This is a genomic window from Nocardia anaemiae NBRC 100462 (genome assembly GCF_001612725.1).
GTDB classification, from domain to species: domain Bacteria; phylum Actinomycetota; class Actinomycetes; order Mycobacteriales; family Mycobacteriaceae; genus Nocardia; species Nocardia anaemiae.
Genome location: NZ_BDAZ01000004.1, coordinates 207,439 through 228,759, shown reverse-complemented (window position 1 = coordinate 228,759; position 21,321 = coordinate 207,439). Strand labels below are relative to the sequence as shown.

Here is a 21,321-nt window from a genome sequence, read left to right as displayed (position 1 = left end):
GTCAGAACTTCAGCAGGTTGGCGTCGTCGACCGAGGTCGAACGGCGGGTGCGGAAGATGGTCATGATGATGGCCAGTCCGACGACGACCTCGGCCGCGGCCACCACCATGGTGAAGAACGCGAATACCTGACCATCCAGATTCGAATGCAGCCTGGCGAAGGTGACGAAGGCGAGATTCACCGCATTGAGCATCAGCTCGATGCACATGAACACCACAATGGCGTTGCGCCGCAGCAGCACACCGGCCGCGCCGATGGTGAACAGCAGGGCGGACAGGAACAGGTAGTTCTCAGGATTCACCGCTTGCCTTCCTCGTCTGCCTCGCGGGCGGGGGTTTCGGACTCGTCGACCTCGGGGGCGAAGGTCGGGGTCGTACCGACCGAGATGACCGCCGCCTCGGTGAGCGCCCTGGTGCGGCGGTGCCGCAGGATGGTGCTGACCGACAGTTCCTCGAAGGATCCGTCCGGCAGCCGTGCCGGGATATCGACCGCGTTGTGCCTGGCATACACGCCGGGCGTCGGCAGTGGGGTGGCGCGTTCGGCGGGCCGGGCCGGATCGTAGGCGCCGCGGAAGCGGCGGCGCGAGAGCTCCCGCTGATCCAGGCGCGGGCCGAAATGCTCCCGGTGCGCCAGGATCATCGCGCCGATGGTGGCGGTGATGAGCAGCGCGCCGGTGAGTTCGAAGGCCCACACATATCGGACGAAGATCAGCTCGGCGAGTCGGCCGATCACGTCTTGATAGGCGAATCCCTTTGCCGGATAGGTGATTCCGGAGTTGCGGATGCCGTTGGCGATACCGCTGATCAGCAGCAGTCCGAAGCCGAGTCCCACCGCGGTGGCCGAGAGCCGCTGTCCGCGCAGTGTTTCCCCGAGTGATTCGGGGGAGTCGACGCCGACCAGCATGAGCACGAACAGGAACAGCATCATGACCGCGCCGGTGTAGACGACGATCTGCACGACGCCGAGGAACAGCGCGTCCTGGGCCATATAGAAGGTGGCGAGCACGATCATGGTGGCGGCCAGACAGATCGCCGAATGCACGGCCTTGCCCGCGAATACCATGCCGAGCGCGCCGATGACGGCGAGTGGGCCGAGGATCCAGAATTGGACGGCCTCGCCGGTCGAGGTGTGGGTCAGTGGCTCGGCCGCCAAGGTCTGGGCGGCCAGGATGAATTCGGTCACCGCGTGCCTCCTTCCGCGCCCGCGGCGGCGGGCTCCCGATCCGAACCGCTGTCACCGCCGGGGACATTGCCGCGGTAGTAATCGCCTTCGGTCGCACCGGGATACATGGCGTGCGGCGGTGCGGTCATCCCGGGCTGCAGCGGGGCCAGCAGCCGGTCCTTCTCATAGATCAGATCGGCGCGATTGTCATCGGCCATCTCGTACTCGTTGGTCATGGTGAGCGCCCTGGTCGGGCACGCCTCGATGCACAATCCGCAGCCGATGCAGCGCAGATAGTTGATCTGGTAGACCTGCCCGTAGCGCTCGCCGGGTGAGAAGCGTTCGGTCTCGGTGTTATCCGCGCCCTCGACGTAGATCGCGTCCGCGGGGCAGGCCCACGCGCACAGCTCGCATCCGATGCACTTCTCCAGGCCATCGGGATGCCGGTTGAGCTGGTGGCGGCCGTGATAGCGGGGCGCGGTCGGTACCTTCTGTTCCGGATACGACTCGGTGTTGGGCTTCTTGAACATGGTCAGGAAGGTGACCGCGAAGCCCATCAGTGGCTCCAGCAGTCCCGCCTTGGGTTCCGGACGTCGCGTCGATGGATCCGGCAGCGGCGGCGTCGGGAACCCGAGGAAGACCGCGGTGCCCGATGCGGCCGGGGCGGGTTCGGCGACCGTCGGCGGCGCGCCTTGTTTGCGCCCGGCCCGCAGGAACATCAGCACGATCAGTCCGGAGATGATGATTCCGCTGATCACCAGCAGCGGCGTCTGGATCCGGTAGCCCTCGTTCTGCAGCAGCCGCGCGGTGGCCACCACCATGACCCACAGCAGCGAGGTCGGAATCAGCAGCTTCCAGCCGAGATTCATGAACTGGTCGTAGCGCAGGCGGGGCAGCGTGCCGCGCAACCAGATGAACACGAACAGGAATGTCCACATCTTGGCGATGAACCACAGCGCGGGCCACCAGCCGGAATTCGCGCCGTCCCACAGGTTGATCGGGAACGGTGCGTGCCAGCCGCCGAGGAACAGTGTGGTGGCGAGCGCGGAAACCGTTGCCATATTGATGTATTCGGCCATCATGAACATGGCGAATTTGAGCGAGGAGTATTCGGTGTGGAAGCCGCCGACCAGCTCGCCCTCGGCCTCGGGCAGATCGAACGGCGCGCGGTTGGTCTCACCGACCATCGACACACAGTAGATCAGGAACGAGGGCAGCAGCAGGAAGACATACCAGGTGCCCTCCTGCGCTTTCACGATGCCGGAGGTGGCCATGGTCCCGCCGAGCAGGAACACCGTCGCGAAGCACAGTGCCATCGCGATTTCGTAGGAGATCACCTGCGCGGTCGAGCGCAGCCCGCCGAGCAGCGGATAGGTCGAACCCGACGACCAGCCCGCCAGCACGATGCCGTACACGCCGATCGAGGTGATGGCCAGGATGTAGAGCACCGCCACCGGCAGATCGGTGAGTTGCAGTGCGGTTCGGTGGCCGAGGATCGACACCTCCGGCCCGATCGGGATGACAGCGAACGCCATGAAGGCGGGCACCACCGAAATGACCGGCGCCAGAATGAAAATCGGCTTGTCGACGATCGCCGGGACGATATCTTCCTTCAGCGCCATCTTCACGCCGTCGGCGACGGCCTGCAGTGTGCCCTTGGGGCCGACCCGGTTCGGTCCGACGCGCATCTGCATCCAGGCCACGATCTTGCGCTCCAGATACACCGCCATCATCGGCGTGAGGAGCAGGAAGGCGAAGATCGCCAAGGATTTTCCGATGACGAGCCACAGCGGGTCGTGGCCGAAAAGAGAGAGATCACTCATGGCGGTGTTCCTTCATCCTCTCGTCGGCGCGATGCAGCTGCACCACACCGCCCGGCTGGGTGGCGAGCTGTTCGTTGACCGAGCAGCCCGGCGAGTTCAGCGGCAGCCACACCACCCGATCGGGCAGATCGGTGATCAGTAGCGGCAGCGTGATGGCGCCGCGATCGGTGGCGACGATGATCGGATCGTCATCGGCGGCACCGATTTCGGAGGCGGTGGCGGGAGACAGTCGCACCACGGGCGGCCGCGCGACACCCGCCAGATTCGGCTCGCCGTCCTGCATGCGGCCCTGATCCAGCAGCATCCGCCAGCCGGACAGGATGGCGGTGCCGGGACTGGGTTGGGTCACCGGGTGCGGCCGGTGCGCGGGCGCGGGCACCGAAGGACCGTCCCAGGCGCCGAGTTCGGCGAGTTCGGCGCGCGCGGATTCGGTATCCGGCAGTCCCAGAGCCACCTTCATCTCGCCCGCGATGGCCTGCAACACCCGCTGATCCGACAGGGGTGCGGGTTCGCGGCGCACCATCGAATCGCCCAGTGCCGCATCGAATTGCCGTGGCCGCCCCTCCCAGGTGCGGAAGGTGCCGGATTTCTGCATTGCCGAGGCCACCGGGAAGACGACATCGGCGCGTTGGGTGACCGCGCTGTGCCGCAGTTCCAGGCTGACCACGAATCGGGCGGCGTCGATGGCCTCCAGCGCCGCCCTGGGGTCCGGCAGGTCGGCGATATCCACACCGCCGATGACCAGTGCGCCCAAGGTCGGCGCGGCCTCCAGAATCGCAGCCGTATCGCGCCCCGCGGTCACCGGCAGCTCGTCGACATTCCAGATCGTGCGAACCTCTTGGCGCGCACGGGGATCCACGACCGGGCGACCACCGGGCAGCAGCCCGGGCAGCGCGCCCGCCTCGACCGCACCGCGTTCACCGGCGCGCCGCGGCACCCAGGCCAAGGCGGCACCGGTTTCGTCGGCGAGCCGCACCGCTGCCGAGAGTGCGCCCGGAATTCCGGCCATCCGCTCACCGACCAGCAGCACCGCACCCGGCTGACGCAACAGCTGTGCGGCCGTCGCCGAAGCGGCATCGTCGGTCTCGCCGGTGCGCAGGGCATCGAGCAGATGGGGCTCGGCCCCGGGCACGGCTTGTAACAGCGTGCCCGACATCCGATCCAGTCCGCGCGAAGAGTAAGCGGCGAGCGAGAAGATCGGCATACCGCGCTTGCGTGCCGCCTTACGCAGCCGCAGATAGATGATCGGCGACTCCTCTTCCGGCTCCAGTCCGGCGAGCAATACGACGGGTGCGTTCTCCAGGGCGTCGTAGTCGACGGTGACGCCCTGTCCGGCGATGCGGGCGGCGAGGAAGTCCGCCTCTTCGGCCGAATGCACCCGGGCGCGGAAGTCGATGTCATTGGTGCCCAACGCGACTCGCGCGAATTTGGCGTAGGCGTAGGCGTCTTCCTCGGTGACGCGACCACCGACCAGCACGCCCGCGCTGCCGAACGCCGATGCCAGCCCCTCCGCGGCGGCAGCCAGGGCCTCGGACCAGGACGCCGGGGTGAGGTTGCCGTCCCACCCGCGCACCAGAGGTGTGGTGAGCCGGTCGCGTTCGGTGGCGTAGGTGAACGCCCACCGCCCCTTATCGCAGTTCCACTCCTCATTGACCTGTGGATCGTCACCTGCCAAGCGGCGCAACACTTTTCCGCGTCGATGGTCGGTGCGCTGTGCGCAGCCCGATGCGCAGTGCTCGCAGACGCTCGGGCTGGAGACCAGATCGAACGGACGGGCCCGGAACCGGTAACTGGTGCCGGTGAGCGCGCCCACCGGACAGATCTGCACGGTATTGCCGGAGAAGTAGGAGTCGAATGGCTCGGCCTGTGCGGTGCCGACCTGTTCGAGCGCACCGCGGTCCATGAGTTCGATGAACGGATCCCCGGCGACTTGCTGGGAGAAGCGGGTGCAGCGGGCGCACAGCACGCAGCGTTCCCGGTCCAGCAGTACCGCCGTGGACAGCGGAATCGGCTTGGGGTAGGTGCGTTTCACACCGTCGAACCGGGTTTCGGGCCGACCACTGGACATCGCCTGGTTCTGCAGCGGGCATTCACCGCCCTTATCGCAAACCGGACAGTCCAGGGGGTGGTTGATGAGCAGCAGCTCCATCACCCCTTCCTGGGCCTTGGCGGTCGCAGGTGAGGTGAGCTGGGTGCGCACGATCATGCCGTCGGTGACGGTCATGGTGCAGGACGCGACCGGCTTGCGCTGCCCTTCCACCTCGACCAGGCACTGGCGGCACGCGCCGACCGGGTCCAGCAGTGGGTGGTCGCAGAAGCGCGGGATCTGGATGCCGATGAGTTCGGCGGCCCGGATCAGCAGGGTGCCCGGCGGGACACTGACCTGGGTGTCATCGATGGTGACGGTGACCAGGTCGGCTGGTACGAGTCCGCTGGCATTGGTGTTCACGGTGGCTGTCATCGGACTCCTTCGGCCCAGGCGGTGGATCGCGCGGGATCGAACGGGCAGCCGTCGAGCCGCAGATGGTCGAGGTATTCCTCGCGGAAGTACTTCAGCGAGGAGATGATCGGGCTGGCCGCGCCGTCGCCGAGTGCGCAGAACGATTTGCCGTTGATGGTGTCGCTGATATCGAGGAGCTTCTCCAGATCCGATTCGGTGCCGTGCCCGGACTCGATCCGCTTCAGCAGTTGCACGAGCCAGTAGGTGCCCTCGCGGCACGGCGTGCATTTACCGCAGGATTCGTGGGCGTAGAACTCGGTCCAGCGCAGCACCGCGCGCACCACGCAGGTGGTGTCGTCGAAGATCTGCAATGCCTTGGTGCCCAACATGGATCCGGCTGCGGCGACACCCTCGTAGTCCAATGGCACGTCGAGGTGCTCGTCGGTGAACAGTGGCGTCGACGAACCGCCGGGCGTCCAGAACTTCACCTGATGTCCGGCACGCACACCACCGGCATAGCCGAGCAGTTCGCGCAGCGTAATACCGAGCGGCGCTTCGTATTGCCCCGGCCGGGCGACGTGTCCCGACAGCGAGTACAGCGTGAAACCGGGGGACTTCTCACTGCCCATGGACCGGAACCAGGCCGTGCCGTTCAGGATGATCGGCGGCACGCTCGCAATGGATTCCACATTGTTGACTACTGTCGGGCAGGCATACAGACCCGCGACGGCCGGGAACGGCGGCCGCAGTCGCGGCTGACCGCGCCGCCCCTCCAGCGAATCCAGCAGCGCGGTTTCCTCACCGCAAATGTAGGCACCGGCACCGGCGTGCACGATGAGTTCCAGGTCGTAGCCCGAGCCCAGAATGTTCTTGCCGAGGAATCCGGCCGCATACGCCTGCGCGACCGCGGCCTGCAGCCGCCGCAGCACCGGCACCACCTCGCCGCGCACATAGATGAACGCGTGCGCCGCCCGAATCGCATACGCCGCGATGATGACGCCCTCGATGAGGGTGTGCGGGGTGGCCAGCATGAGCGGAATGTCCTTGCAGGTACCGGGTTCCGACTCGTCGGCATTGACCACGAGATAGTGCGGTTTGGTGACGCCATCGGGTCCGGGCCCCTGCGGAATGAAGCTCCATTTCATCCCGGTCGGGAAGCCCGCGCCGCCGCGGCCGCGCAGACCCGCGTCCTTGATCGTCTGGATGACCTGATCGGGTTCCATCCGCAAGGCCTTGCGCACTGCCTGATAGCCGTCGTGGCCGCGGTAGTGCTCGATGGTCCAGGACTGCGGATCGTCCCAATACCGGGTGAGTACGGGAGTCAGTGTCATCAGACGCCCTCCGCATTCGGTTCCGGCGCTTGCATATTCTGTTCCTGCGCGACCCGCAGCCCGGCCAGCGTCGCCTCGCCCGCCGCCCCGTCGAGCACGCCGGGGCGCTCGTCCGGGAAGCCCGCGAGAAGGCGCGCGGTCTGCTTGAACGTGCACAGCGGCGCACCGCGTGTCGGTGTCACCTGTTCGCCCCGACGCAGCGAATCCACCAGTGTTGCAGCCGATTCCGGGGTCTGGTTATCGAAGAACTCCCAATTGACCATCACCACCGGTGCGAAATCGCAGGCCGCATTGCATTCGATGTGCTCGAGGGTGATCGACCCGTCCGCCGTGGTCTCGCCGTGCCCGATGCCGAGTCGGCGCTGCAGGGTCTGGAGGATGGCATCGCCACCCATCACCGCGCAGAGCGTATTGGTGCAGACACCGACGTGATAGTCGCCGGTCGGCGTGCGCCGATACATCGAATAGAAGGTCGCCACCGCGGTGACCTCGGCTCCGGTCAAGCCCAGCTGTTCGGCACAGAATTCGATGCCGGTGCCGGTGACGCAGCCCTCCTCGGCCTGCACCAGATGCAGCAGCGGCAGCAGCGCCGAGCGCGGCTCCGGATAGCGGGCGATGACCTCCTTGGCATCGATCTCCAGTCGCTCGCGCACATACGGCGCGAACGGCTGCGGCCGGGTGGACAGCTTCAACAGGATCTCGGTCATCGGTCAACTCCGCCCATCACCGGGTCGATACTGGCGACGGAGGCGATGACGTCGGCGACCATGCCGCCCTCGCACATCGCCGCCACCGCTTGCAGATTCGTGAACGAGGGGTCGCGATAGTGCACCCGATACGGGCGGGTGCCGCCGTCGCTGACCATATGCACACCGAGTTCGCCGCGCGGCGACTCCACCGCCACATACACCTGTCCCGCGGGGACCCGAATACCCTCGGTGACGAGTTTGAAATGGTGGATGAGCCCCTCCATGGACGTGCCCATGATGCGGCCGATGTGCTTGGGGGAGTTGCCGAGTCCGTCCGGACCCAGCTGTAGATCGGCGGGCCAGGCGAGCTTCTTGTCGTCCACCATCACCGGACCCGGGCGCAATTTGTCCAGGCACTGCTCGACGATCTTGAGCGATTCCTTCATCTCCGCGACCCGAATCCAATAGCGGCCGTAGCAGTCGCAGCCGGTGGTGGTTGGCACCTCGAATTCGTAGTTCTCGTAGCCGCAGTACGGCGCGGCCTTGCGCAGATCGTGCGGGAGACCGGTCGAGCGCAATACCGGACCGGTGATGCCGAGGGCCATGCAACCGGTGAGATCGAGGTAGCCGATGTTCTGGGTGCGCGCCTTCCAGATCGGATTCTGGGTGAGCAGGTGATCCATATCGCGCAGCCGCTTGGGCAGGAGCTTCAGCAGCTCACGGACTTTGGTGACGCCGTCGTCGGGCAGATCCTGGGCGAGACCGCCGGGCCGGATGTACGCGTGGTTCATGCGCAGGCCGGTGATGGTCTCGAAGACATCCAGGATCAGTTCGCGTTCCCGGAAACCGAACAGCATCGGAGTGAGCGCACCCAACTCCATACCACCGGTCGCCAGCGCGACCAGATGCGAGGAGATCCGATTGAGCTCCATGAGCATGACGCGAACGATGGTGGCGCGCTCGGGAATCTGATCCTCGATATCGAGCAGCCGCTCGACGCCGAGGCAGTACGCCGTCTCGTTGAAGAACGGGGACAGATAGTCCATCCGGGTCACGAAGGTGGTGCCCTGCGCCCAGTTGCGGAATTCCAGATTCTTCTCGATGCCGGTGTGCAGATAGCCGATGCCGCAGCGGGCTTCGGTGACGGTCTCGCCCTCGATCTCCAGAATGAGCCGCAGCACGCCGTGCGTGGACGGATGCTGCGGACCCATATTGACGACGATGCGTTCCTCACCCGCGCCGTCGAGGGTTTCGGTGACCGCGTCCCAGTCCTGGCCCGCCACCGTGACGACAGTGGGGTCGGGCCCGGTGTCGTTGTGGACGCCGGGCCGGGTGTCGATGTCGCTCATTACTTGTACGCCCTCCGCTCGTCGGGCGGCGGAATACGCGCGCCCTTGTACTCGACCGGGATCCCGCCGAGCGGGTAGTCCTTGCGCTGGGGGTGGCCACGCCAGTCGTCGGGCATGGTGATGCGCGTCAGCGAGGGGTGGCCGTCGAAGAGGATGCCGAAGAAGTCGTAGGTTTCCCGCTCATGCCAGTCGGTGGTCGGATACACGCTGAACAGCGACGGAATATGTGGGTCGGCGTCCGGTGCGGATACCTCGACGCGCAGGCGTCGATTGTGGGTGATGGACATGAGGTGATAGACCGCGTGCAGTTCGCGGCCCGCGTCGTCCGGGTAGTGCACGCCGTTTACGCCGAGGCAGAGCTCGAAACGCAATGCGGCGTAGTCGCGTAACGCCTTGGCGACCGTCACCAGATGTTCGCGCCGCACGTGCAGGGTGAGTTCGCCGCGGAAGACGATCACCTTCTCGATGACGGTTTCCCAGCGGGCGCCGACCGCGCCGAGCGCGGCATGCAATTCGGTGACGACCTCGTCGAAGTAGCTGCCGTAGGGCGCCGGGGTGCTGCCGGGCAGCGTCACCGGACGGACCAGGCGGCCGTAACCGGAGGTGTCGCCGGAGCCGGTGACACCGAACATGCCGCGGCGTACGCCGATCACCTCGGCCAGTGCCGAATCCGCTTCCGGCGGTGTGCCTTCCGGGCCCGCGGTGGCCGCGGCATCGACGAATTCCTGCGACGTCCTGGTTTCGGTATTTTCGGGGGAGTCGAAGGTCATCGCAGCAGACCCTCCATCCGGATGGTCGGCGTGGACGCCAGCGCCGCCGCTTCGGCGGCACGGATGGCCTCCTCACGGTTGACGCCGAGTGGCATCTGCTGAATCTTCGCGTGCAGCGTCAGGATCGCGTTCAACAGCATCTCCGGCCGCGGCGGGCAGCCGGGCAGATAGATATCGACCGGCACCACATGGTCCACGCCCTGCACGATGGCGTAGTTGTTGAACATGCCGCCCGAGGACGCGCAGACGCCCATGGCCAGCACCCATTTCGGTTCGGTCATCTGGTCGTAGACCTGACGCAGCACCGGCGCCATCTTCTGACTGACCCGGCCCGCGACGATCATCAGATCGGCCTGCCGCGGTGAGGCGCGGAACGCCTCCATACCGAAGCGGGCGATATCGAAACGTCCTGCGCCGGTGGCCATCATCTCGATGGCGCAGCAGGCCAGCCCGAAGGTGGCGGGCCACAGTGAGCCCTTGCGCAGATATCCGGCGAAATCTTCGACCGTGCTCAGCAGAAAGCCGCTGGGCAGTTTTTCCTCGAGACCCATGTTCGACTAACTCTCACTTCCACTGTGCGTACGGCCCGACGTGGCGTAATGCCTTGTGGGCCAGTGCGTATGGGCGATCAGTCCCAGCTGAGACCGCCGCGGCGCCATTCGTAGGCATAGGCCACCGAGACGTTGAAGATGAACAGCGCCATGGCGGCGAGACCGAAGAGACCGAGCGCATCGAAGTGGACAGCCCACGGGTAGAGGAACACGATCTCGATATCGAAGATGATGAACAGCATGGCCGTGAGGTAGTACTTCACCGGAAAGCGTTGTCCGGTAACGTTTCCCGGCCCACCCGCGACGGCGTGCGGTGTCGGTTCGATGCCGCACTCGTAGGCCTCCTGTTTGGCCCGGTTGTAGCGCTTGGGGCCGACGAGGGCCGAGAGAATGACGGAGAACACCGCGAACGCGGCGGCGACCGCGCCGAGGACCAGAGTGGGCATCTCGATATTCACGACTGCACTTCCCCTCCTTGCGAGCTGTAGCTGGCGGTTGGGCGTCATATCCCCCGACGGCGGCCCGGGGATGTGATGGTCGGCGTCGGAATCATGACGGCAGCTTCCGAGGCGGGCTGACGTCGTTGTCCGCCTCGGTCAGACTCGCCTCATGGCCTGCTCACACCGCGCGGGTCTTTCATATGGAGGCCCGCGCTCATGTGAGCTACGGCACAGCCTACAACCGACGCGGGGGGTCGACCGTTTATTCGATTGGGGTCTTTGATCGAAAACGGGACTGCTATTTATGACTGAATCGGGGGTAATCCGACCCGTCGGATCGCTAAGTGATAGCGCGGTCGCATGACATCGAAGTGCCCGCGTCCTGCGGGACGCGGGCACGGTGCGGTGATCGGGTCAGGCTGCCGAGCGGTTGTGCAATATCGCGACGACGGCCTCGGTGAGCCGGATCGGATCGATCGGATGGGCCACCGCGGCCTCGGCGCGCGACCAGTTCGCGAGCCAGGCATCGTCGGGGCGTCCGGTGAGCACCAGAACCGGTGGGCACTGGGCGATCTCGTCCTTGAGCTGTTTGGCGATGCCGAGCCCGCCCGCCGGGGCGGATTCCCCGTCCAGGATGGCCAGGTCGATACCGCCCGCGTCCATCTGTTCGATGACCACGGGCGCGGTCGCCACCTCGAGGTATTCGAAGGTGGGCAGCTCGGGGTGCGGGTTTCTGCCCAGTGCCAGCATGACTTGCCGCCGGGTATCGGCGTCGTTGCTGTAGACCAGGACCCGCAGTGGGGTGGAACGAATCGCGTCGGCCACGCAGGGATGGTACGTCGGGGCGGGGGTGTGGCGTGGCAGGTTGGCGCAGATTGCTCCGCACGCGTCGCGCTGTCGGCGGGCGGTGGCGTGGAATGCGTGCGCGGGCAAGGTAATCGAAAGCGGTTGCCAAGTTCGGGCCGGTAGCATCCGGAAAATGCGGGGAGATATCACGCGCCAACTCGTCGAAACCGACGTGTGGACCGACGAGACGGTGGGCCGAGCGGGCATTCCGGTGGTGGACGTGCCGTTCGTGACCATCGGCAGCGGGATCGGCTCCTTCGTCACCTATGACACCCTGCGGATCTACGGCGTCGCGGCGGCGGCGATGGCGGTGCTCGGGCCGCAGGAGGTGCCGTGGTCGTCATATGAGTATCTGACGCGGGTATCGCAGATTCCGCGTGGGGAGCGATTGCGCAGCGACTCGGCCTCCACGCCGGACAATATCTGGGGCTTTCCGTCCTATGCGGTGCGCGAGGCATTGGCGGAGAAATCGATCCGGCCGCTGTGGAATGTGTTCACCGAGCCGATCTTCAGCAACTATTACACGCCGCGGGCGGGGCAGGCGTTCGTCGCGATGGAACGGGAGTTCCATCGGATCGGATACGCGGGTTCGTTGCACAAGGGGCATGTGCGCATGGTGCGCAAGCGCTATGGCGGTGGGTACTTCAGCGTGCTCACCCCGCCCGCGGGTGCGGCCCCGACGAAGCGGATCGCGTTTCGCAGTACGTATGTGCATGTCGGCGTGGGTTATCCGGGGCTGAAGTTGTTGCCGGATCTGCAGGAGTATCGGGAGAAGTACCGGGATCCCACCCGGGTGGTGAATGCGTATGAACCGCATGAGCACGTGTATCAGGCATTGCAGCGCAGGCCTGGGACGGTGATGATCCGCGGCAGCGGGATCGTGGCCAGTCGAGTGTTGCAGCGGCTCATCGATGACCGCGACAAGCTGCGGCTGAATACCCAGATCCTGCATTTGTTTCGGCACTATGTGGCGGGCGCGCACGGACCGAATATTTTCAGTCGACGCAAGGGCGGCGACGGGTGGTCCTATCAGGGCTTCAACTATCCGAAGTCGGTATGGGGCGGGCAGCTCAAGGCGAAAATGCGCACGCTGCAAGGGGAGCAGCGCGCACAGGCCTACCGGGAGATGGGCGGGACCAACACTCCGGTGCGCTCGAATTGGCAGGCGCAACTGCGTCGCGGACGTAAGCAGGGGTGGTATCAGGTGATGGCGGGTAGTGCGCGTGATCTGCGGCCCGTGCGGGGGCAGGGTGGGGTGATCACCACGATCGTGCCGGATCCCACGGCGGCACTGCCGTTTCCGCCGCCGACCCAGCCGTTCGACATTTCGGCCGATTACATCATCGACTGCACCGGGTTGGAGGCCGATGTGCGCGAACACCGGTTGCTGGCGGATCTGCTGGATCATGCCGGGGCCGGGCGCAATCCGGTGGGCCGGATGGATGTGGCGACCACCTTCGAGTTGATCGGCACCCGAAGTGGCAGCGGACGCATGTATGCATCCGGTAGTGCGACGCTGGGTGGACCTTTTCCGGGCGTGGACACCTTCCTCGGGTTGCAGATCGCGGCCCAGGAGATCGCGGACGACCTTGCGGCACTGGGTTTCTGTCAGCGGATGGGGCCGCTGCGGTCGACCCGGCAATGGTGGTTGTGGGCGACGAACAAGAAGATCTGATCGATGCTGCTTACCTTGAACGGGCGGATTCAGACCCGCATACTCGCGCTCGGCATTATCGGATTGCTGGTCGCGGTGATCATCACACCGGTTCTGCCGACCGGATCACTGTCGCTGGGCAATGCCTATCGGGTGACGTTGTCGGTGCTGCTGGCGACCGTGCTCGTCGGCGTACTGTGGGAACTGCTCTACCATTTTCTGCAGCAATTCCGGTGGGAGAAGGACTGGCCCACGCTGTTCGGCTTCTGGACGGTGCTCAACGAGGCGGCGCTGATGTGGGTCCTCGTGCACCACACGACCATTGTGCTGCCACGCGCGTTGCATCCGTCGCTGACGGCATTCCTCATCCAGTTCATCGTGACGTGGATCGTGTTCTGGCTCATCGTGAACGGGCCGATGCGGGTGGTATTCCATCGGTGGCGGTTCCAGGGTGGGCGATTGCTGTGAGTCCGCAGCTCGAGGTACTGGCCGGTGGTAGGCATCTGATCGCGAACAGCGGTGGTGTCGCGCTCGTCGTCGCGCACCGTTCGGACCTTGCCGCCGACGCCGAATCGCCCGCAGCGCGGACAATGGCGGCATTGCTCGAGCTGGTGCACGAGGCCGGTGCCGCCGAGCAACCACGCACCGGGCGCAGGTTCGCACGACTTGCCACCAACTGGTTGATGAGCCTGGACGACGAGGAGCACGTGGAATTCGGGGTGATCACCCCGAGCACGTCCGGAGTGGCGTTATTCCTGCACGGCGGTGTGACCGCGGTGCTGGAGACCTCGGGGCGCGCGGAAATACTGCGCGGCAGGGATGCCGGGTTCACCGTCGACCGTGTGGTGATCCCGGCGCCCGCTATCGGGATCGGGCTGTTCGTGGACGAGGACGGTATTACCGAGTCGAGGCTGCCCGGCCGAGGTATCGCCGCAATCGGTGCGGGAATGGTGCCCGGCGCCGGGGCCGTGCTGTGGTTCGGGTCGGCCGCGTCGACTCCCGCACTGGCGCGGCTGCATTCCAGTGCTCGGTCGGTGCGTGCGGACCTCGACGGATTCCGGCCCCGGGACGCGTTGGCGACCGAAAGTGTGGCAGCGGTGCCGAGGGTCGAGGATGTCGACCGCGCCGAGCCTGCGAGTCGGCCGATCGAACTCGTCGATCCGGTGGCGAATCGGTCGGAGGAGGCCGAACCGCAGCCGGAGATTGCGGTGCGGCCGCCGATCGGGGGTGGCTCGGCGGGGACGGCGGCACCGTGGGAGCGCGCGTCCGCGATGGGCGTGGGGAATCTGCCGCCGCGGGGTGCGGTATCGGGCGTCGGGGAGCGGCGCCGAATCGGGCTGCAGAAGAATGCGTCGCGATCCGAGATCGGGGTGCAGGGAGCCGTTGTGCCGACGAACAATGGGGTGGCGTCGGTGCCCGGGAATGGTAGAGCTGTCGTTCGCGGGTTCATGTGTTCGCGGCAGCATCTGAATGATCCGCGGGTGTCGTTCTGCGCGGTCTGTGGGATTCGGATGGACCAGTTGACCTGTGTTCTGACCGAGGGGGTGCGGCCGCCGCTCGGGTTGCTGATGCTCGACGACGGGACATCGTTCGTGCTCGACAACGACATAGTCCTCGGGCGCGAACCCGAACAGGCCGAGGCGGTGCGGCGCGGTGCGCGGCCGATCCGGTTACCGGACAACTCCGGCGCGATGTCGCGGGCGCATGTGGAGATTCGGCTGATCGAATGGGAGGTCGCCGTGGTCGACCAGGGCTCGGCCAACGGCACCTATGTTCGGATGCCCGGCCACCACGAGTGGCTGCGCGCCATGCCGAACCAGCCCACCACCCTGGCCGCCGGTGCCCAGATCCTGCTCGGCGGCCGCATCCTCACCTTCGACTCCCAACACAGCCAGTTCTGAATCTAATCGCGCTCGAAGCGGACGATCCCGGACCAGGGGCTGCGCCCGGGCTTGCGAGGGTCGGGCTGGCGGAGATAGGTGAACGGGCGCAGGTACCACGGTGCGCGGTGGAGTTTGCGCGCGTGCACGAGGACGTGTTCGATTTCGCGGGGCCGCCAGCCGAGATCCTCGAAGTAGGCGACGCCGTTGCCGGGTTCGAATTCGATGGGTGCGTTCGTGAACATCGAACTCGACCGCATGCGGTGCATTTTCACCGTGATATCCATGACCCACCAGCGGATCTCCGCCCGGGCGAGGGCGGCGGCGATGGTGCGAACCGTCTCCTCCTTCAGATACATCAGCAGACCTTCGGTGAGCACCAAAGCCTTTGCGGCGGAGGTATTTTCCGGACCGAGCGGGCCGAGCGCCCAGTCCAGGAACTGCCCGAGCGCGGCCGGATCGGCCAGGTCAACACCACGGCGGATCAGCGCACAGTGCGGCTTCTCCTCCGCGAGCGCGGTCTCCTTCTCCGTGGTGAGCGCGGGCAGATCGGCCTCGATCCAGACGAAATCGGCGGGCAGGTCCAAGCGGTACGGGCGGGTATCGAGCCCGGCGGCGAGATTGAGCACGCGGTCACAACCCTCGGCGATGGCGGTCGCGATCAGGTCATCGATGATCGTGGTTCGGGTCACCACCGGCCAGCCGTTGCGCATCATCCGCGATGCGGCCGCCACCATGGCGTATCCGCGTTCACCGGCCAGCCGTTCGGCCAGCGGATCACGGAACAGCGCATCCGCGCGCGCGGTCTCCATCGCGCGGTAGGCCGCGACCCAACGCGCGGTATCGGACACATTCGAAATCAACGCTTCCCCACCAGTCATGCGCGCCAGTCTGGCACAGCGTTGCCCCGGCCGCCCGGAACAGGATATTCACCGGCCCGTAACAGCGAAACATGCCGCCGAGTCGGAATTCGGTCCACAATCGTCCCATGGCGAAATTCACCGCCGACCTGCGCGATCATTTCGATCGCCAGTTGGGTGGAGTCCGGGTGTCGTGCCCCCCGGACTCCACCGCCCAGCGTCCAGATTGCTTGCTGCACTACCTACCGCCGCCAGCTCGCCGAGCGTAGTGATACGGCGGTCGATTTCGCCGTGGGCGACCACCATTCGACTACGTTCGACGGAAACCGGGCCCGAGCAGCGTTACGGCAGAAGGTAGCTGGGTACGGTGCTAGCCGGGGTGGAAGGCGTGCGGGCCTACTTCGCCGGGATCGAGGATGTGGGCGAGGAACAGCCGAGTAGTGGGGGTCGGGGTGCGCGTGGTGACGGCGTGCCATGGCCGGTCCATGGGCGTGCCGTCGACCGGAAGTACTTGCAGTAGACCGGATTCCAGATCTTGGGCCAGGGCGTCGGTGTGAATGAGGGTCACGCCCAAGCCTTCACGGGCGGCGGCCAGGACGGCACCGTGGCTGCCCAGCGTGAGCGTCGGCGGCGAGATTTCCAGGCGATCGATGAGGCTGAGGGTGGCGTCGCGGGTGCCGGAGCCGCGACCGCGTAGCAGCCAGGTGCTGCGCAGCGGATCGGGGCAGTCGGGCGCGCCGACGACCACGAGCTGGCTGGGGCGGCGAGCGCGGATGACCAGCCCGGTGTCGCGTGGTGGGCGACCCGCGATGACCAGATCCGTTTCGTGGTGGTGTAATTCGAGGAACAGCACGTCGCGCGGGTGCACCGACAGGCTCAGTTCGATATCCGGATAGCGATTCCGGAATGACGCGAGCGGCCCGAGCAGCACGTACTCACCCGCCGTAGCGACCACACCGATTCGCAGCTTGCCGGTTTCGGCCCGGCGCACCGCGGCGTTGGCCTCTTTCATCAGGCCAAGGATGGTGCGGCAGTATTCGGAGTAGATGCGCCCGGCCTCGGTGAGCGCGATACCACGCCCGGCCTTCGCGATCAGCTTTGCCCCGAGCTGCTTTTCGACGTGCGCGACAGCCGCGGAGACGGCGGCCTCGGTGATGTGCAGCTGGGCGGCGGCGCGGCGAATGCTGCCCTGCCTGGCCACGGCCAGGAATGTTTCCATCCTCGCCGCACTCACCATGCCCACAATTCGACGGTATCAAACTCAATGAATCCGTTGAGTATTCCGTGGAACAATCAAATTGTCTGTCATCGACAACGCCGTCATCCTTGAACTCAGTAGGCGTCCACCCCACGTCTCAGGCGCAGCATCCCGCACAACACCCGAGCCGAGGTGTCCTGCTCGATATCCGAGCGCGGGTGCCTCGCGCAACATCTCCCGAGCGCGGATCACCCGCACAACGAGCGGAGCAATGATGACCGACGAAACCGAACCCAACCGCTGGGATCCGGGTGTCCACTCCTACGCCTCGATGGGCTACTACGCCCCGGATTATGTCCCGAAAGATACCGACGTCCTCGCCGTCTTCCGGGTGACCCCGCAGAAGGGTGTGGATCCGATCGAGGCGGCGGCCGCGGTCGCGGGCGAATCATCCACCGCCACATGGACTGTCGTATGGACCGACCGTCTCACCGCGCACGACCGCTACCAGGCCAAGTGCTATCGCATCGATGAGGTTCCCGGCCGCCCCGGGGAGTACTTCGCCTATATCGCCTACGATCTCGACCTCTTCGAAGAGGGTTCGATCACCAATCTCACCTCCTCGATCATCGGCAATGTCTTCGGCTTCAAGCCGCTGTTGGCATTGCGCCTGGAGGATATGCGGATTCCGGTGGCCTACGTCAAAACCTTCCAGGGCCCGCCGCACGGCACCGTCATGGAACGTGAGTACCTGAACAAATACGGCAGGCCGCTGCTCGGCGCGACGGTGAAGCCGAAACTCGGTCTGTCCGCGCGGAATTACGGACGGGTGATCTATGAGGCGTGTAAGGGCGGCCTGGATTTCACCAAGGACGACGAGAACATCAACTCCCAACCGTTCATGCGTTGGCGCGACCGCTATCTGTTCGCCATGGAGGGTGTCAATCGCGCCATGGCCGAAACCGGTGAGATCAAGGGCCACTACCTCAATGTCACCGCGGCGACCATGGAGGATATGTACGAACGCGCCGAGTTCGCCAAACAGCTGGGCAGCGTCGTGATCATGATGGATCTGACGGTGGGCTTCACCGCCATGCAGTCGATGTCGCACTGGGCGCGGCGCAATGGCGTGCTGCTGCACCTGCATCGGGCCGGGCACTCCACCTACACGCGGCAGAAGACGCACGGCGTGAGCTTCCGGGTACTGGCCAAATGGTGTCGGTTGATCGGCGTCGACCACCTGCACGCGGGCACCGTGGTCGGCAAGCTCGAGGGCGATCCGGCGACCACCCGGGGCTTTTACGACACCTTGCGGGAGAACCACATTCCCACCAATCCAGGCAACGGCATCTTCTTCGACCAGCATTGGGCCAGCCTCGGCGGTGTCATGCCGGTCGCCTCCGGCGGCATTCATGCGGGCCAGATGCACCAGCTGCTCGATCTTTTCGGCGATGACGTGGTCCTGCAATTCGGCGGCGGCACCATCGGACATCCGCTCGGCATCGCCGCGGGGGCCGAGGCGAACCGGGTGGCGCTGGAGGCGGTCGTCAAGGCCCGCAACGAGGGCCGCGATCTGCTGAAGGAAGGTCCGGATGTGCTGCGCAAGGCCGCCGAGAGCTGCCGCCCGCTCGATGTCGCGCTATCGACCTGGGGCGATGTCACCTTCGACTACACCTCCACCGACGCGCCGGATGCCGTGCCGACGGCCAGCCGCTGAACGACAGGACCACGCACATGTATCTGCGCCATGGAACCTTCTCGTATCTGCCCGAACTCACCGACGCCGAAATCGCGGCCCAGGTGCGCTACGCCTTGCTCAACAACTGGCCGGTGTCCATCGAATACACCGATGATCCGCACCCCCGCAACGCCTACTGGGAAATGTGGGGGCTGCCGCTGTTCGATCTCGACGAACCCGACGGCGTGCTCGCCGAGATCGACGCGTGCCGCAATACCTTTCCGCGACACTACATTCGGGTGCTGGCCTACGATGCCCGCTACGGCAGGCAGACCACCGCGCTCAGCTTTCTTGTGCAGCGTCCCGTCGACGAGCCCGGCTTCGTGCTGACCCGCACCGAGGGACCGGACCGGCGCCAGAGCTACGGTCTGCACTCCTATGCCACCGACGAACGGCCGGGTACCCGGTATGGCGGCTGAAAGGTCGAGCACGGCAAGCGGTTTCCGGTTGCACCGGCCGGGTGTGGACGACGGCAGGCCGGTGCGCGCGGTGCCCGCGGAGGCCGCGCCGGAGCAACTGCTGGCCGAGGACGCGGTGCTGGATCTGTCCACCGATATCGCGGGCAATGACGTGGCGGACGTATTGACCAGGCTCGATGCCGAACTCGTCGGTCTGGCGAATGTGAAGCGGCGGGTGCGCGAGATAGCGGCGCTGCTGCTGATCGATCGGGCCAGGCAGCGCTTCGGCCTGCAGGCATCCCGGCCGACCATGCATATGAGCTTCACCGGCGGACCCGGCACCGGCAAGACCACCGTCGCCCTGCGCATGGCCGAGATGCTGCACGCGCTCGGCTATATCCGTAAACCCAAGGTGCACACGGTAACTCGGGACGATCTGGTCGGCCAGTTCATCGGACACACCGCACCCAAAACCAAGGAGGCGCTGGCCAAGGCGGCCGGGGGAGTGCTGTTCATCGATGAGGCCTACTACCTGTTCCGGCCGGAGAACGAACGCGATTACGGACAGGAAGTCATCGAAATCTTGCTGCAGGAGATGGAGAGCGAACGCACCAGCCTGGTGGTGATCTTCGCGGGCTATCCGGATCGGATGGACAAATTCTTCTCCGCGAATCCGGGACTGTCCTCGCGGGTGGCCCATCATCTGGAATTCAGCGACTACACCCACGGCGAGTTGGCGCGCATCGCCGAAATCATGGTGGCACGGGACAATTTCCGCTTCGACGATCCCGGATACGCCGCCTTCGGCGAATATCTCACACTGCGGATGACCCGCCCCCGATTCTCCAATGCGCGCAGCGTGCGCAATGCCCTGGACCGCTGCCGGTTACGGCAGGCCAAACGGCTGGTCGAGCTGCGGCGACCGCTCACCAAGACCGACCTGATCACGCTGACCGACCGAGATGTCTACGGCAGCAGCGTGTTCCGCGGCGTGACCGACGGGCCCGGAGGCGGTAGCTTGCGTGACCACACAGGGCCCCGGGAACGCCGCCAATCGGACACAGCAGGACCGCAGCCGGATGGGCCGACCGCAAGGGCCCCCGCGTGACGAGATCGAGAACTCATGCCAGAAGGACTGAAGACCCTCACCCGATACACGATCGAGGAGGAGCACCGGCATCCCGGATCCTCCGGTGAATTCTCCGCCCTGGTGAATGTCGTCGCGACCGCGACGAAAATCATCGCCAATCAGGTGACCAGGGGGGCCATTGTCGGCTCACTGGGCGCCTCCGAACCCGATAACCTGCCGCCGACGGTGCACCGCAAGCTCGACGCCATCGCCAATGACATCATGGTGGCCGAGACCCAATGGACGGGGCATCTGTCGGCGCTGTTGTCGGAGCAGATGACCGATATCCATCCCGTGCCCGACGTGCATCGGCGCGGCAAGTATCTGCTCGCCTTCGATCCATTGGACGGATCGTCGAATATCGACGTGAACCTGCCTGTCGGCACGATTTTCAGTGTGCTGCGGGCACCGGATAACGCCGCGCCGAGTACCACGGACTTCCTGCAGCCGGGCGTGCGGCAGGTCTGCGCGGGTTTCACGCTGTATGGACCGGCGACAATGCTGGTGCTGACCACCGGCAGCGGCGTCGACGGATTCACCCTGGACCGGGAGATCGGGGCATTCGTATTGACCCATCCGCGGATGCGAATCCCGGAGGACACTTCGGGATTCGCGATCAATGCCGCCAACGAGCGGTTCTGGGAACGGCCGGTGCGACGGTATGTCCACGAATGCCTCGACGGTGTGGACGGGCCGCGTGGGCGGGATTTCAATATGCGCTGGGTCGCGTCATTGGTCGCGGATACCTTCCACATCCTGACCCGCGGCGGGGTCTATCTGTATCCGTACGACACTCGGCGACCGGGGCGGGTGTCGTTGCTGTACGGCGCGAATCCGATCGCCTACATCGTCGAACAGGCCGGGGGCTGGGCGACCACCGGCGGTGATCGAGTGCTGGAGGTGGCGCCGGAGCAGGTGCATCAGCAGGTGCCGCTGATCTTCGGTTCGCGCAATGAGGTCGCGCGGATCGAGCGCTATCACAGTGAGCCCGAGGAAGGGCCGAGTTTCGACAGTTCACTGTTCGGATCGCGGTCATTGTTCCGTCCGGCCGGACGCTGAATCGA

The 21,321-nt window shown here is 65.7% G+C and carries 20 protein-coding genes; 7 read left to right on the top strand and 13 right to left on the bottom strand.

The genetic code is table 11. The features are described 5' to 3' along the window. Position 1: 1 nt before the first annotated feature. The 11 genes from nuoK to NA5_RS04425 form a co-directional block, all read right to left on the bottom strand. On the bottom strand, positions 2 to 301 hold the full coding sequence (nuoK, locus tag NA5_RS04475; protein WP_062982135.1) for an NADH-quinone oxidoreductase subunit NuoK: 300 nt from the start codon (positions 299 to 301) through the stop codon (positions 2 to 4). Continuing rightward, on the bottom strand, positions 298 to 1,182 hold the full coding sequence (locus tag NA5_RS04470) for an NADH-quinone oxidoreductase subunit J (protein WP_063813178.1): 885 nt from the start codon (positions 1,180 to 1,182) through the stop codon (positions 298 to 300). The genes nuoK and NA5_RS04470 overlap by 4 nt, the downstream gene beginning before the upstream one ends. Then, positions 1,179 to 2,984 (bottom strand): NADH-quinone oxidoreductase subunit NuoH, encoded by a 1,806-nt coding sequence (gene nuoH, locus NA5_RS04465; protein WP_062982133.1) that lies wholly within the window; start codon positions 2,982 to 2,984, stop codon positions 1,179 to 1,181. The genes NA5_RS04470 and nuoH overlap by 4 nt, the downstream gene beginning before the upstream one ends. Then, positions 2,977 to 5,445 (bottom strand): NADH-quinone oxidoreductase subunit G, encoded by a 2,469-nt coding sequence (locus tag NA5_RS04460; RefSeq protein WP_062982131.1) that lies wholly within the window; start codon positions 5,443 to 5,445, stop codon positions 2,977 to 2,979. Before NA5_RS04460 ends, nuoH begins: the two co-directional genes overlap by 8 nt. Continuing rightward, complete coding sequence (gene nuoF / locus NA5_RS04455) at positions 5,442 to 6,755, bottom strand: NADH-quinone oxidoreductase subunit NuoF (protein ID WP_062982129.1); 1,314 nt, start codon at positions 6,753 to 6,755, stop codon at positions 5,442 to 5,444. The genes NA5_RS04460 and nuoF overlap by 4 nt, the downstream gene beginning before the upstream one ends. Further along, entirely contained in the window at positions 6,755 to 7,462 is a 708-nt protein-coding gene (gene nuoE, locus NA5_RS04450; RefSeq protein WP_062982127.1) for an NADH-quinone oxidoreductase subunit NuoE, read from the bottom strand. Before nuoE ends, nuoF begins: the two co-directional genes overlap by 1 nt. Next, entirely contained in the window at positions 7,459 to 8,793 is a 1,335-nt protein-coding gene (locus tag NA5_RS04445) for an NADH-quinone oxidoreductase subunit D (protein ID WP_062982125.1), read from the bottom strand. Before NA5_RS04445 ends, nuoE begins: the two co-directional genes overlap by 4 nt. Then, positions 8,793 to 9,563, bottom strand: a complete 771-nt coding sequence (locus tag NA5_RS04440; protein WP_062982123.1) for an NADH-quinone oxidoreductase subunit C — start codon at positions 9,561 to 9,563, stop codon at positions 8,793 to 8,795. The genes NA5_RS04445 and NA5_RS04440 overlap by 1 nt, the downstream gene beginning before the upstream one ends. Beyond that, positions 9,560 to 10,114 (bottom strand): NuoB/complex I 20 kDa subunit family protein, encoded by a 555-nt coding sequence (locus tag NA5_RS04435; RefSeq protein ID WP_040690435.1) that lies wholly within the window; start codon positions 10,112 to 10,114, stop codon positions 9,560 to 9,562. The genes NA5_RS04440 and NA5_RS04435 overlap by 4 nt, the downstream gene beginning before the upstream one ends. Positions 10,115 to 10,191: 77 nt before the next feature. Then, positions 10,192 to 10,560 carry an NADH-quinone oxidoreductase subunit A gene (locus NA5_RS04430; protein ID WP_371856371.1) on the bottom strand — a complete coding sequence of 123 codons (369 nt, stop codon included), beginning with the start codon at positions 10,558 to 10,560 and terminating at the stop codon, positions 10,192 to 10,194. Between the two features lie 408 nt (positions 10,561 to 10,968). After that, positions 10,969 to 11,379 (bottom strand): Rv3143 family two-component system response regulator, encoded by a 411-nt coding sequence (locus NA5_RS04425; protein WP_062982414.1) that lies wholly within the window; start codon positions 11,377 to 11,379, stop codon positions 10,969 to 10,971. 154 nt (positions 11,380 to 11,533) lie between these two features. Between NA5_RS04425 and NA5_RS04420 the strand changes: the two genes are divergently transcribed. The 3 genes from NA5_RS04420 to NA5_RS04410 are packed head-to-tail and all read left to right on the top strand — an operon-like array spanning position 11,534 to position 14,955. Further along, entirely contained in the window at positions 11,534 to 13,075 is a 1,542-nt protein-coding gene (locus NA5_RS04420) for a hypothetical protein (protein ID WP_062982118.1), read from the top strand. Between the two features lie 3 nt (positions 13,076 to 13,078). Beyond that, positions 13,079 to 13,522 carry a hypothetical protein gene (locus NA5_RS04415; RefSeq protein ID WP_062982117.1) on the top strand — a complete coding sequence of 148 codons (444 nt, stop codon included), beginning with the start codon at positions 13,079 to 13,081 and terminating at the stop codon, positions 13,520 to 13,522. Further along, positions 13,519 to 14,955: an FHA domain-containing protein gene (locus NA5_RS04410; protein ID WP_062982115.1), complete on the top strand. Its 1,437-nt coding sequence runs from the start codon at positions 13,519 to 13,521 to the stop codon at positions 14,953 to 14,955. Before NA5_RS04415 ends, NA5_RS04410 begins: the two co-directional genes overlap by 4 nt. A gap of 2 nt (positions 14,956 to 14,957) precedes the next feature. On the opposite strand, the gene NA5_RS04405 is transcribed toward NA5_RS04410, so the two are convergent. Next, positions 14,958 to 15,815 carry a class I SAM-dependent methyltransferase gene (locus NA5_RS04405; protein ID WP_062982113.1) on the bottom strand — a complete coding sequence of 286 codons (858 nt, stop codon included), beginning with the start codon at positions 15,813 to 15,815 and terminating at the stop codon, positions 14,958 to 14,960. A 349-nt stretch (positions 15,816 to 16,164) separates the two neighbouring features. After that, positions 16,165 to 17,031 carry a LysR family transcriptional regulator gene (locus NA5_RS04400; RefSeq protein WP_245672098.1) on the bottom strand — a complete coding sequence of 289 codons (867 nt, stop codon included), beginning with the start codon at positions 17,029 to 17,031 and terminating at the stop codon, positions 16,165 to 16,167. 235 nt (positions 17,032 to 17,266) lie between these two features. On the opposite strand from NA5_RS04400, the gene NA5_RS04395 reads away from it, so the two are divergent. The 4 genes from NA5_RS04395 to NA5_RS04380 are packed head-to-tail and all read left to right on the top strand — an operon-like array spanning position 17,267 to position 21,316. Further along, positions 17,267 to 18,709: a form I ribulose bisphosphate carboxylase large subunit gene (locus NA5_RS04395; protein ID WP_062982412.1), complete on the top strand. Its 1,443-nt coding sequence runs from the start codon at positions 17,267 to 17,269 to the stop codon at positions 18,707 to 18,709. A gap of 17 nt (positions 18,710 to 18,726) precedes the next feature. Continuing rightward, complete coding sequence (locus tag NA5_RS04390; protein ID WP_062982110.1) at positions 18,727 to 19,149, top strand: ribulose bisphosphate carboxylase small subunit; 423 nt, start codon at positions 18,727 to 18,729, stop codon at positions 19,147 to 19,149. After that, entirely contained in the window at positions 19,139 to 20,236 is a 1,098-nt protein-coding gene (locus NA5_RS04385; RefSeq protein WP_084483866.1) for an AAA family ATPase, read from the top strand. The genes NA5_RS04390 and NA5_RS04385 overlap by 11 nt, the downstream gene beginning before the upstream one ends. A 15-nt stretch (positions 20,237 to 20,251) precedes the next feature. Further along, a complete protein-coding gene (locus tag NA5_RS04380; RefSeq protein WP_062982108.1) occupies positions 20,252 to 21,316 on the top strand; it encodes a class 1 fructose-bisphosphatase in 1,065 nt (354 codons plus the stop codon). Positions 21,317 to 21,321 lie beyond the last annotated feature (5 nt).

What these genes read in the sequence shown, in the direction of transcription:
- nuoH (WP_062982133.1), bottom strand. Translation starts at nt 2,984, where the DNA reads ATGAGTGATCTCTCTCTTTTCGGCCACGACCCGCTGTGGCTCGTCATC.
- NA5_RS04460 (WP_062982131.1), bottom strand. Translation starts at nt 5,445, where the DNA reads ATGACAGCCACCGTGAACACCAATGCCAGCGGACTCGTACCAGCCGAC.
- nuoF (WP_062982129.1), bottom strand. Translation starts at nt 6,755, where the DNA reads ATGACACTGACTCCCGTACTCACCCGGTATTGGGACGATCCGCAGTCC.
- nuoE (WP_062982127.1), bottom strand. Translation starts at nt 7,462, where the DNA reads ATGACCGAGATCCTGTTGAAGCTGTCCACCCGGCCGCAGCCGTTCGCG.
- NA5_RS04445 (WP_062982125.1), bottom strand. Translation starts at nt 8,793, where the DNA reads ATGAGCGACATCGACACCCGGCCCGGCGTCCACAACGACACCGGGCCC.
- NA5_RS04440 (WP_062982123.1), bottom strand. Translation starts at nt 9,563, where the DNA reads ATGACCTTCGACTCCCCCGAAAATACCGAAACCAGGACGTCGCAGGAA.
- NA5_RS04435 (WP_040690435.1), bottom strand. Translation starts at nt 10,114, where the DNA reads ATGGGTCTCGAGGAAAAACTGCCCAGCGGCTTTCTGCTGAGCACGGTC.
- NA5_RS04430 (WP_371856371.1), bottom strand. Translation starts at nt 10,560, where the DNA reads ATGCCCACTCTGGTCCTCGGCGCGGTCGCCGCCGCGTTCGCGGTGTTC.
- NA5_RS04420 (WP_062982118.1), top strand. Translation starts at nt 11,534, where the DNA reads ATGCGGGGAGATATCACGCGCCAACTCGTCGAAACCGACGTGTGGACC.
- NA5_RS04415 (WP_062982117.1), top strand. Translation starts at nt 13,079, where the DNA reads ATGCTGCTTACCTTGAACGGGCGGATTCAGACCCGCATACTCGCGCTC.
- NA5_RS04405 (WP_062982113.1), bottom strand. Translation starts at nt 15,815, where the DNA reads ATGACTGGTGGGGAAGCGTTGATTTCGAATGTGTCCGATACCGCGCGT.
- NA5_RS04400 (WP_245672098.1), bottom strand. Translation starts at nt 17,031, where the DNA reads ATGGTGAGTGCGGCGAGGATGGAAACATTCCTGGCCGTGGCCAGGCAG.
- NA5_RS04395 (WP_062982412.1), top strand. Translation starts at nt 17,267, where the DNA reads ATGACCGACGAAACCGAACCCAACCGCTGGGATCCGGGTGTCCACTCC.
- NA5_RS04390 (WP_062982110.1), top strand. Translation starts at nt 18,727, where the DNA reads ATGTATCTGCGCCATGGAACCTTCTCGTATCTGCCCGAACTCACCGAC.
- NA5_RS04385 (WP_084483866.1), top strand. Translation starts at nt 19,139, where the DNA reads ATGGCGGCTGAAAGGTCGAGCACGGCAAGCGGTTTCCGGTTGCACCGG.
- NA5_RS04380 (WP_062982108.1), top strand. Translation starts at nt 20,252, where the DNA reads ATGCCAGAAGGACTGAAGACCCTCACCCGATACACGATCGAGGAGGAG.